6 protein-coding genes are annotated in these 11868 nt (G+C 40.5%); all 6 read left to right on the top strand.

Annotated features, from left to right (window positions below; genetic code table 11):
• Positions 1–9: 9 nt before the first annotated feature.
• The 6 genes from ACSBOP_RS03575 to cstA all read left to right on the top strand — a co-directional run bounded on the left by ACSBOP_RS03575 (position 10) and on the right by cstA (position 11841).
• Positions 10–4974, top strand: a complete 4965-nt coding sequence (locus ACSBOP_RS03575) for a DUF4132 domain-containing protein (protein ID WP_442604359.1) — start codon at positions 10–12, stop codon at positions 4972–4974.
• A gap of 194 nt (positions 4975–5168) precedes the next feature.
• Positions 5169–6167, top strand: coding sequence for a DUF3829 domain-containing protein (locus ACSBOP_RS03580; protein WP_442603104.1), 999 nt, complete (start codon positions 5169–5171; stop codon positions 6165–6167).
• A gap of 18 nt (positions 6168–6185) precedes the next feature.
• Complete coding sequence (locus ACSBOP_RS03585) at positions 6186–7220, top strand: DUF3829 domain-containing protein (RefSeq protein ID WP_442603105.1); 1035 nt, start codon at positions 6186–6188, stop codon at positions 7218–7220.
• Between the two features lie 169 nt (positions 7221–7389).
• Positions 7390–9168 (top strand): LytS/YhcK type 5TM receptor domain-containing protein, encoded by a 1779-nt coding sequence (locus tag ACSBOP_RS03590; RefSeq protein WP_442604360.1) that lies wholly within the window; start codon positions 7390–7392, stop codon positions 9166–9168.
• Positions 9146–9892, top strand: coding sequence for a LytR/AlgR family response regulator transcription factor (locus ACSBOP_RS03595; protein WP_442603106.1), 747 nt, complete (start codon positions 9146–9148; stop codon positions 9890–9892). Before ACSBOP_RS03590 ends, ACSBOP_RS03595 begins: the two co-directional genes overlap by 23 nt.
• 143 nt (positions 9893–10035) lie before the next feature.
• Entirely contained in the window at positions 10036–11841 is a 1806-nt protein-coding gene (cstA, locus tag ACSBOP_RS03600; RefSeq protein WP_442603107.1) for a carbon starvation protein CstA, read from the top strand.
• Positions 11842–11868 lie beyond the last annotated feature (27 nt).

Raw genomic sequence — 11868 nt, forward strand, 5'->3', positions numbered from 1 at the left:
CAAAGAATGATGGAGAAGCATGAACAAGAGAAGCGCTACTATGCATTATTACAAGAAAGAGCAGAGGGGTTAGATCCTCATCTTTCTCCATTAGCGAAGTTAGTGGTAGAGTTGGGGCAAGTGGGGTATGTACGTCAGGATGAAGAGTGTTTTTTGAAATGCCAAGAGATATTGCATTCACTTGCTGCGGGGAATGACGATCTATTATTCGAACCATTGGTGAAAGTTGTGAAGCAGCTCACGAATGAATACACAGGAGAAGTATTTGATTATATTACTGCTCATGCGACTGAATACCCATATAGCACAGGATACGTACGTAGACCTTTCCGTACATCGGAATGTAGTGCTCACTTGGGTCAGGTCATTAAGAAGATGAGCTCACTTATATCTATGGATTGTCAAGGGTTCGCAATTATAGATTATTTGACGTCAGCAGACTACCCGTTGAAGCAGAATTATAAGTTGGAACAGACGATCAGTGATGTTATTGCGTATGAGTTAGATCGTAACAATACAGAAGTACTTGCGGCACTTAAGGAAATTGTATATGGAGATAACCAAACGGCGCTGCTTACCCACGGAATGATCAAAGGGATATTTATGAGTCACCATGAGGAATTGTACGTGATGATGGGCGAGCTATTAGCTGCTTCTCGGTTGCAAGAGGGGCTTCGACAATCCATTGTGGAACGAATGGACGAGGGGACGTTGGAAGCGAACCTTTACATGCTGAAGGTTAACATTGACCAAGGTTTTATTCGCTATAGTTCTGTCGTAAGAGCGCTTGGCGTTTGGACAGGTATGGGACTGGAATCAACAAATCAGCGTGTAGCTGGGCAGCTTATCGAGGGAGCTTATCATGCTCTAAATGATGAATCCGTTCGTGCATCTTGGTTGACTAGTGATAATGCGAATCATGTCTATTTAAGCTTATGGGCTACAGCCGTATTTGAAGAACGTGACTTATTTAGTAGAATTAAGTATTTGATGGAGCATGGAGAGCTGTATCAGAAGATCATTGCACAGTATGTACTCGCGAACAGTGAGAATAAAGATGTTCGTTATGGAATAGCTCGACAATACTTAGATGCTGCGGATCCTGAATTGCAGTATTGGATTCTATCCAACTATTGTTATGATTACACGCGTATATGGAAAAAAGAGGAAGATGATAGGCTTAGTATTACGTTTGAACGTATTCCTCTTCTGGAGAACAAGGAGGAGCGGCGACGTGAATTTGAACAGCTTGAGGCGATGTTCCTTGGCGGTATTCACAAAGAGATATCTGCTCCTTCCAAAGTGCTAGATTTTGCGCATGTTCATTACACCCCCGACCTCCCTATTCGTAAGATGTTATATCTAATAGCGTATGATATGGATAGCGAATGGATCGCAAAAATTATTGCCTTGAAGGATCGGTTAAGTGCAGAAATGCGTGGAGAGCTGTTAGCTCATTTCATGCAGGATATGGATCATTCCATACAGCGTGAATTCATATTTGCCTCTTTATCAGATAAGAGCATGAGTAACCGCGAGAAGGCGCTCGATAAGGCGAAAAAATTAACGTTATCGGACGAAGAGTTGAAGCTGGTGGAAGGTTTGTTGAAGCTGAAGACGGGCTCCTTACGCCAAAGTGCTATCGAGCTGTTGTTGCGCCAGCCCGAGGATAGTGTGACAATCTCACTAACTCGGCTATTGCAAGGTAAGAGTGAATTACAGCGCCTGGCCGCGCTGGAGACGATTGTTGAAATTTTTGAGGATAGTGAACGTACGGGGCAGTATGAAGCTGTGAGTTCGCTGCCTACTTTAATTGAGAATCCGACAAACAATGAACGGCAATTGATCGGGAAGCTTAGTCAGAAAAATGAATATACAGCAGCGAATGGCTTCGGTCTATTCGATCCGAAAGTTATCGAACCTTGGCTTACAGAGACTCCGGTAATAGGAGAATTTGACTGGAAGCATATCTTCACTATGTCGGTGGAAGATGTGATCCGTTTTCTTTCTGGGCTGGATCAAGAAATTCATAATCATCGTGATGTTGAGTATGAGGTAGAGTATTACTCTGGTTACAAGGATACGCTGCTGTTGGGTACAGAATTAAGAAGGATTCGTCCATTTCAAGAGGAAGAGGACGATACAGCTGAGCTTACGAAATATCCGCTGCACGAGGTTTGGAGAGATTACTTAGAGCGGAGTAATTTAGGGGCCTCTGAATTAATGGAGCTCTACTTCTATTCCATACTGGAACCCCTTGATCAGAAAATGAGCCAGTATTATCGGTATTTCTCTGATGATGAGATGGATTACGCTGAGCTTGAGAAACATACGCTGTTAGAGGGTTCGCGCAAAGAGTTTGCGGAGCAGTTGTATCCTGTTGCTCAAATTCAAGAGATTAAAGATGCGCTCAAAGGATTTAAGTATAGTAGTCAGATCAGTAGTCTGCTTTTTGCTTACTTCATGGATAGCGATAAAAGCTCAACATTTGATTTAACGATAAATGCCTTGAGTGCTGTGATGCAAGCGATGCCTAAAGATAAAGTATCCAAAGAGTGGGGGATATTGAAGCTCTTAGCAAATCCATGGTTCTCAATGGCCCGTAGTCGAATGTATGATGATGACAGCTTTAAGCGAATGTTCCATACGTTCTATACATTTAATATCATGAACCCGAATGAGAAAGTTGATTCGATCCTTGACCTTAAGGATTACTTACGTGCTTTTGAAGCGGGGATGATCGGTACAGGGGAAGTATATCGGGAATTAGTAGGCAGTCAAAACAGTCGCAATCATATACGTAATATTACATCTAAACGATATGATTGGATCGATCATAATCCTGAGTTAGTTGCGATTCGTCAGACCGCTGTTGAGCGGATTCTAGAGATAGAGCTCGAACGTGGTGATCTAGCTACGGAGGTTACACCTATGGTCATGGGGCTGGAGCGGATCGAGGGTATGGAGCATTTTATTCATATATTATCCGGGCTGCAGCAGGAAACCTTCATCCGTGGCTATATCTATGGATATGGGGATAGTATTACGAAGAAGGAATCTTTCTCTCATTTACTTAAGATCAGTTATCCACGTAAAGGTGAAGACGATACACTCTTGAAACAAATGTTAGAAGGTCTTGATATTACGGAGAAAAGGTTGCTAGAGGCAGCCATGTATGCCCCTCAATGGTTAGACATTGTAGCCAAATATTTAAATTGGGATGGGCTGCGTAGTGCAGCTTGGTATTTCCATGCGCATATTAACGAAGGCTACTCCGCCGAAAAAGAAACGATTGTAGCGCATTATTCACCGATTTCAGCGCAAGACTTTAATGATGGCGCCTTTGATATAAGGTGGTTTAAAGAGGCTTATGACACGTTGGGGGAGAAGCGGTTCGACTTATTATACGATTGCGCTAAATATATTTCCGCCGGAGCCAATCATCGAAGATCACAGCTGTTCGCAGATGCTACACTGGGGAAGTTAGATATTATGGAAATACAAAAGTCCGTAGAAGAGAAGCGGAATAAGGATCACTTGCTCAGCTATAGCCTTATTCCATTAGCTAACAATCGTGAGAAAGATATTCGTGAACGGTATGATTTCATTCAGCATTTTATTATGCAGAGTAAGAAATTTGGCGCCCAACGTAGGGCAAGTGAAGGCATGACTTCACAGATTGCTCTTGGCAATTTAGCGAGAAATGCAGGGTATGGAGATGTCATCCGGCTGATGTGGGATATGGAAGCGCGGAAGCTGGACGATATGCAATCTTATTTCCAACCATATAAGCTAGATGAGGAGACGACCGTACAGCTTCTTATTGATGAAGAAGGACAATCAGAGATTGGCATTACGCGTAAAGGCAAAGAGTTGAAATCTGTCCCTGCAAAGTATAAGAAGGATGAATATATTGCTGATTTGAAAGAAATGAAGTCGGAACTAACAGATCAGTACCGGAGAGCACGTAAGGAGCTGGAACGCTCCATGGAATCAGGGAATACATTCACTTTACAGGAATTGAAGGGGCTATCAGGGAATCCAGTGATTACACCTCTATTGGGGACGTTGGTGTTTAAGTCGGGAGAGATATTGGGATACTTCGATGCAGCTGAAGGAGGGCTTATCGATCCAGCGGGTAAATTAATGCTCATAGGGGATTCAGAAGAGCTCCTTATTGCGCATCCCCTTCATTTATACGAGAGCGGTCATTGGAGTCAGTATCAGAAGGACTTGTTCGATCGCAAGCTTCGACAGCCATTTAAGCAGGTGTTCCGTGAATTGTATGTTCTGAATGCAGATGAGCAGGCTCAGGGTACGATTTCCCGCAGATATGCCGGGCATCAAGTGCAGCCAAGAAAAACAGTCTCCTTGCTTAAAGGCAGACAGTGGACAGTTAGTTATGAAGAGGGACTTCAGAAGGTATACTATGCTGAGAATTTGATTGCGAATCTCTATGCGATGGCGGATTGGTTCTCTCCTTCAGAGATTGAAGCACCTACACTGGAAACCGTTCAATTCTTGGATCGGAACACGTATAAGAGCGTTACCTTGGATAAGGTTCCTCCCATTTTGTTCTCAGAAGTGATGCGTGACATCGATTTAGTCGTGAGTGTGGCTCATGTTGGCGGTGTCGATCCAGAAGCCAGTCTGACAACGATTGAGATGCGAAGAGTAATTGTCAAAGAGTCACTGCGTCTCTTGAAGATTGATAATGTTCGCTTAGAAGGTAATTATGCTCGAATTGATGGTGCACTTGGCGAGTATGGGGTACATTTGGGCAGCGGTATGGTTTATAGACAAGCTACAGGAGCTATGCATATTATTCCTGTACATTCACAGCATAGAGGTCGTATATTCTTACCCTTTATTGATGAAGATCCGAAGACAGCAGAAATTCTGTCGAAGATCGTGATGTTGGCCGAGGATAAGAAGATTAAAGATCCGCAAATTCTCATGCAATTGCAATCATAAAGAAGTGAATAGGGATAGCCCGTGTTTAGGGGCTATCCTTTTTCATGAGTTGACTCAGCTGTTCCTTGGCTATCTTGGATGCCCATGTGAATGGTGACGACTAGAAAAATTAATAAATAATCCCTTTGTGGCCGATGTAAAGATTTGTAATAAAATAATGTGCTTTATCAATAGAAATGAAGGAGTGTAGTGTTTTGAAGAAATTATTATCTGTTTTTTCAGTATTAATTGTATTGTCTGTTCTTTTGATTTCCTGTGGTTCTCCGGAGAAGGAAAAGGAAGAAAAAAGTGATTCAGCAGCAGATGTAGGAAAATACAATTCCTATGTAGGCATAAGCAATTATATCACGGGATGGCTGGAGTCAGATATTTACGGATATATAGAGAATTTTGGATTTGAAGAAGAGATTAAATTTAAAAAGAATTTTGACCCGAAAAAGTTTGAAGGTATGATATTGACTCCAATTATCAAAGGTGGTTTCGATCAAGTGGAAGAGGCGCTGGCATACACGTCTAAGAAGCCTTCTTTCGGTGCAGCAGATGAATCTATGAAGATTTTACTGCCCAAAATGAAAGAGTACTTAAATACAATAAATGAAGTAGACACCTATTATCGTTCAAAAGCCTTTGCAGAGGATAACTTCGCAAAAGGAAAAGAATTACATAAAAAGTTCTATGCTATGTACAACGAATACAGGGATTTAGCGGATAAATTTTTCATAGACTTCTCTGAAATAGAGAAGAAAAGGCAACAGGTCGACTTGGAAAAGTTAAAGAAGGCGGATTATCTGGTCAGATATTATGCGAAAAGCATTGTAATAAAAGCCAAGGAAATTCAAAGTGATTTTGCCTTAGCTAAGGTGAATGACAGTAACATATTGGATTTTGACGCCAATAAATACAAAGAAAGGTATGACTCATTAACGGAAGATATGAATAAGTTCTTGGAATACGCTAAGGACAAGTCGAGACTTGAAAAAGAAGGCATCGGATCTTTATGGAGATTTGATGGGGCCATACCGGAAGTGAAGGCAAGCGCTACGGATATCATGCAGGTCTTACAAACGAAGAGTACCAACTTAAACAAGCCTTCCGACGGTAAAGTAAAATCACGTGAGACAATAGGATATCTGGAGAATTACAACAAAAAGGTTTCTAATTTAATTAGCTGCTATAACAATATGATTAAGTAAGTTATGGGGATGAGTATAGTGAAAAGAAAATTAGTCATGATGGTTGTGATGCTTGTACTGTGCAGCGTGCTTACTTCTTGTGATAATAGGACAAAGGAAGATAAGGAGATACCAAACATAAATGTGGCATCCTCCGACATGGACAAGTCTTTGCAGGATGAATCCATGATCAAGAAGTATACGGCGTATACGAAGCTGAATCTGCTTGTGACAGGGAAATTGGAAAGTTGTTTACGTTTTTACTTTGGTAAGTTCGGAGCAACAGAAGAGTTTAAGGTGGACAGTCGTACAAGCCTAAGTAATGGGATCTTCTTGGAGCTTAGCAAAAAAGATATGACCGGAGTTGAAGAATACGCGTCAAAGGAGCCATCCATTGCAGGGGTCGACAGTTCTGTAAAGGAGATGTACCCGAAACTCAAGGAATTGGTTCAATCTCTGGAGGAAGCCGATTTATATTATAAGATGAAGTCTTATGTAGATGATAATATGGCAAAAGGAAAAGAATTGCATAAGAAAATTTATTCTCAATCTCTGGAGGTAAAACCACTAGCTGCAAAGTTCACTTCTGAACTGGCTGCAGATTTTTCTAAGAAGAGTAAAGCGGAATTGAATAATCTGGAGAAGAAAGATTTCAAGGTGAGATACTATTCTTTGAGAAGTGTTATGAGTGCTATGGAGTTAGAGGATGAAATCGTCAGACAAGGCATTTCTTCTAAAAATCTGAAAGATCTAGATATGGAGAAGTTCAAAGAAAAGTATAACTTACTAGTTGAGCATACAAATAAGTTCCTAGAAATTTCCAAGGATCTCGAGCAGTTGAAAAAGGAAAAAATAAATGAATCCATTGCATACGTGAGTGATTTTCGGATATCAGTCATGAATACAAAAACAGCCGCAACAGATATGATCATAAGGGCAGAGGCAGAAAAGAATGCAAAGAATGGAACGGCAAAAGATATTTCGCGTGAGGAAAAAGAAGTAGGAACCCCAGAAAATTATAGTAAGAAAATCAAAGAGAGTATCATCCATTATTTAACAAATTTATCTAAATAGTTTGCTGATAGAAATACACGCTTTAGAATAAGTATCGAACAATCTCGGGGTTACTTCGATCGATTCTTTGGGGTGTATTTTTATGCAGACAAAGTTCGACAAATCTTTATTTTTTGTTATAAGATTAACCTGATTGATGTAAAGGAATAAATAGAACGGATGGATGAATGTGTTACATCTACTGCCTTTCATGATAGAAAAAATAGGAATCATTGTGATCGTAGCTTTTTTACTTTCTCAAATGAAATCATTTCGTCAAATTGTACAAGGGGAACACAAAACAAGTGGGAAAATTCAACTCACCATCCTGTTCGGAGCCTTTGGAATGATAAGTAACTATACGGGGATCGAAATCCATAACAATGCAATTGCCAACCATAGTTGGTTAGTTACTATTGGTTCGGATAATGCAATTGCTAACACGAGAATCATGGGTGTTTTCATTGGAGGCTTGATAGGAGGACCCATAGTAGGACTCGGAAGTGGGCTGATTGCAGGTATACATCGCTATTCATTGGGCGGCTTTACTGCTGCAGCCTGTGCAATTTCAACCATTTTGGCTGGAGTTACTGCGGGATATATAGGGAAATGGCGCCGGAAGTTCAGGAAAATTACCCCCTTATTTGCCGTAACAGTAGGGATGACATTAGAAGCAGTTCAAATGATGATTATTTTGTTGCTAGCAGAACCATTCGTGAATGCTTGGGAGCTTGTTCAGGTAATTGGACTGCCGATGATTATTGGAAACGGTTTTGGGACGTTGTTATTTGTTTTTATTATTCATTCGATACTCCGTGATGAAGAACGGACCCGTGCGTTCCAAACAAATCGTACGTTTCATATTGCGGATCAAACGCTGCCCTTTTTTAGACAAGGACTAAATCCGGTTTCGTGTAAAGAAATTTCCGAAATTTTGCTCTTAGGAACGGATGCAGACGCGGTTGCTATTACTGACGACCACAAGGTACTCGCTCATGTGGGTGCTGCGTCTGATCATCATACGCCTCTTGAGGGATTGGCAACAGGTTTAACTAAAAAAGTGCTTGAACAAGGTGTAATCCATGTAGTCAAATCAAAAAAAGATATTTATTGTTTTCAAGAGGACTGCCCTTTGCAGGCAGCGATTGTGATCCCATTGAAAGTACATCGTACAACGGTTGGCACACTTAAAATGTATTTCACAAATCCCGAAAAATTAAATGAAATTCAGCAAGAACTAGCTGAGGGCTTAGCTAATTTATTTTCTACCCAGTTAGAGTTAGCTCAAGCTGAACAACAAACGAAGTTGTTGAAGGATGCGGAAATCAGAGCGTTACAAGCACAAATACATCCACATTTCTTATTTAATGCGATTAATACGATTTCTGTATTATGTCGTACTGACGTCGAAAGAGCGCGAGAACTACTCATTGATCTGAGTGCTTTTTTTCGTAGTAATTTGCAGGGTGCACGTCAGTTACTTATCCCTCTAGAAAAAGAGTTAGAACATGTTGAGGCATATTTATCACTAGAGCAAGCCCGATTTCCGAATAAGTATCAAATTGTTTTGGATATAGAACCAGGTCTTGAGACAGTTCTTCTGCCTCCATTTTCCTTGCAGCCATTAGTGGAAAATGCGATTCGTCATGCTTTTTCAAATATTAAGAGCAGTGGGAAAATAACCATAAGGATTTTTTCCGAAAATGAATGCATGAATATTGAAGTTGAAGACAATGGGACAGGCATAAAGAGTGAGAGAATGAGTGCACTTGGTCAGCAAATTGTAGATTCCACAAAAGGTACAGGAACGGCAATTTTTAATATTACTGAACGTCTGGAAGGCATTTATAATGGGAGAGCTTCACTAATTATCCGAAGTGAAGTAGGAAAAGGCACGATAATTCAAATGGCCATCCCCCTTGATCGTAAAGGAGATACTGAGCATAATGCTGAAGGCTTTTATCGTTGATGATGAACCACTTGCTAGAGACGAATTGAAATATTTTCTGCTTCGAAGTAAACAGGTAGAAATCGTTGGCGAAGCAGATTGTATCGAAGACACACTTAAACAGATATCATTAGTGAACCCGAATGTTGTATTTTTGGATATACAGCTTGCGGAAGACAGTGGATTCGAATTGGCTAAACAATTGCTTACCTTTAATCCGCCCCCAGCAATTGTTTTTGCTACGGCCTATGACGAATATGCTCTACAGTCATTTGAAGTAAATGTCGTGGATTATATCTTAAAACCATTTAATGAAAAGCGAATCCAGCAAACATTAGAAAAAATTCGGAGTATGCAAAGAATCTCGGAGAAGGATAGGAATAGCCACACTTCCCCATCAGCCATTCCCGTTGAACAATTTGGAAAAATAGCTGTCTTAGTTGATGAACGAATTGTCATAATCGATTGTCAGATGATCGTGTGCGTAGGCTCGAGTGAAGGTAAATGTGCAATAAAGACGTTGGACAAAGAATACAAGGTGGGCGATTCGCTCATTATGTTAGAAAAAAAGCTCAATCCACATCGATTTATTAGAGTTCATCGTGGGTTCATCGTTAATATCGATCATATATCTGAAATTCAGCCTTGGTTTAATTCCACTTATAATCTAATCATGAAAGACGGATCTAAGATTCCAGTAAGTCGTACCTATATGAAAGACTTAAAGCAACTCTTAGGTTTTTAGCTTAAAATTGTAAGCGCTTTTGTATTTTGACGTTCTATTTTTGTAATCCATCTCCGCTTTTTTGTGCTTTATCTTGAAAATCAATTTAATTGGTTTTCATTGTGTATGATTAGCATAACATCAAGGAGATGGAGGTACACAATATGAATGCAGTTACAATAGTAGTTGGGTCTATATGTATTTTATTAATTGCTTATCGTCTATACGGTACGTTTATGGCTGCGAAAATATTAAAACTTGAGGCAATGGATGCCGCTAAGAAAACACCTGCACATGAGCTAGAGGATGGTAAAGACTTTGTACCAACCAATAAATGGGTCACGTTCGGTCATCACTTTGCAGCAATTGCTGCTGCGGGTCCATTAGTTGGTCCGATCTTGGCCGCACAATTCGGTTATTTACCTGGACTTATTTGGCTTCTTATTGGAGCTGTTATCGGAGGAGCCGTACATGATGCGGTTGTCTTATTTGCTTCGATGAGAAAAAATGGACAATCTTTATCTGAAGTGGCTAAAGCGGAACTCGGTCCTGTTGCAGGCTTTTGTACAGGGCTCGCGATGTTATTTATCATCACGATTACAATGGCGGGGCTTTCTATGGTTGTACTTCATGCCTTAGAAAATAATCCATGGGGTACATTTGCAGTTGGTATCACGATCCCAATCGCAATGGGTGTGGGAATCTACCACCGGATGACAGGTCAATTAAAAGGAGCTACCATTGTCGGTTTTGTCTTAATTATGGTGGGAATTCTGCTCGGACCAAACATCCAAGGTACAGCTCTTGGCGATTTCTTAACACTTAAAGCAAGCACGCTTGCAATTATTTTACCCGTGTATGCATTCTTTGCTGCAGCATTGCCTGTCTGGCTCTTACTCGCACCTCGTGATTATTTAAGCACCTTCATGAAAATTGGAGTTTTTGGAGCACTAATTGTTGGTGTTTTTTATGTAAACCCTACAATTCAATTTCCAGCTCTTACTGAATTCATTAATGGCGGCGGTCCAATCGTAGCGGGTCCAGTTTGGCCATTCATCTCCATTACGATTGCCTGTGGGGCCATTTCAGGATTCCACGCATTCGTTGGGTCAGGAACAACACCCAAAATGTTAAATCGGTGGACAGATATTAAACCAGTAGCATTTGGCGCTATGCTTGTTGAATGTCTTGTTGCCATTATGGCTTTGATTGCTGCTGTTTCCCTTCAACCAGGAGATTACTTTGCAATTAACTCCTCACCTGCAGTATTCGCAACACTCGGGATCGATACCGTCCATCTGAAAGAATTAGCCGCAGAGATTGGGATGAATCTAGAAGGACGTACGGGTGGTGCGGTTACACTAGCCGTCGGTATGACTTATATTTTCACGAAACTTCCTTGGTTTGAAAACTTAGCTTCTTTCTTCTTCCAATTTGTCATTCTCTTTGAAGCGGTCTTTATTTTAACAGCCATCGACTCAGGTACACGTGTAGCACGATACTTGATTCAAGATTTCTTTGGAGATTTCTATAAACCATTAAAGAGAACGAATTGGTTACCAGGTAACATATTTGCAAGTGCATTAGCATGTTTTATTTGGGGCTATCTGCTCTTTTCAGGGGATATCAGCTCGATCTGGGCACTGTTCGGAGTTTCCAATCAATTGATGGCATCTATCGGTTTAATTATCGGAGCAACGATCGTCTTGAAAATTGCGGATAAACGTTGGTATATGCTCACATGCTTGATTCCACTAGCTTACTTGTACGTAACAGTCAATGTAGCAGGATACTGGATGATTAAGAATGTGTATTTGAATACAGCTTCCAAAAGTTATAGTGTGTTAAATGGCGTTCTTTCCATCGTTATGTTGGTCTTAGGGTTAATCATTATTATTGCCGCTATCAAAAAGTGGATGGAGCTTTGGAAAACTCCTCAGCAAGAGTTAGCAAAAAAATATGGAATATAAATAAATAGAGCATAATTCATTGAGATT

The sequence above is a fragment of the Paenibacillus sp. KN14-4R genome, assembly GCF_052180255.1.
Classification (GTDB): domain Bacteria; phylum Bacillota; class Bacilli; order Paenibacillales; family NBRC-103111; genus Paenibacillus_AM.

Coding starts and splice junctions, on each gene's coding strand:
- cstA (WP_442603107.1), top strand. CDS start 10,036: ATGAATGCAGTTACAATAGTAGTTGGGTCTATATGTATTTTATTAATT.
- ACSBOP_RS03575 (WP_442604359.1), top strand. CDS start 10: ATGGAGAAGCATGAACAAGAGAAGCGCTACTATGCATTATTACAAGAA.
- ACSBOP_RS03595 (WP_442603106.1), top strand. CDS start 9,146: ATGCTGAAGGCTTTTATCGTTGATGATGAACCACTTGCTAGAGACGAA.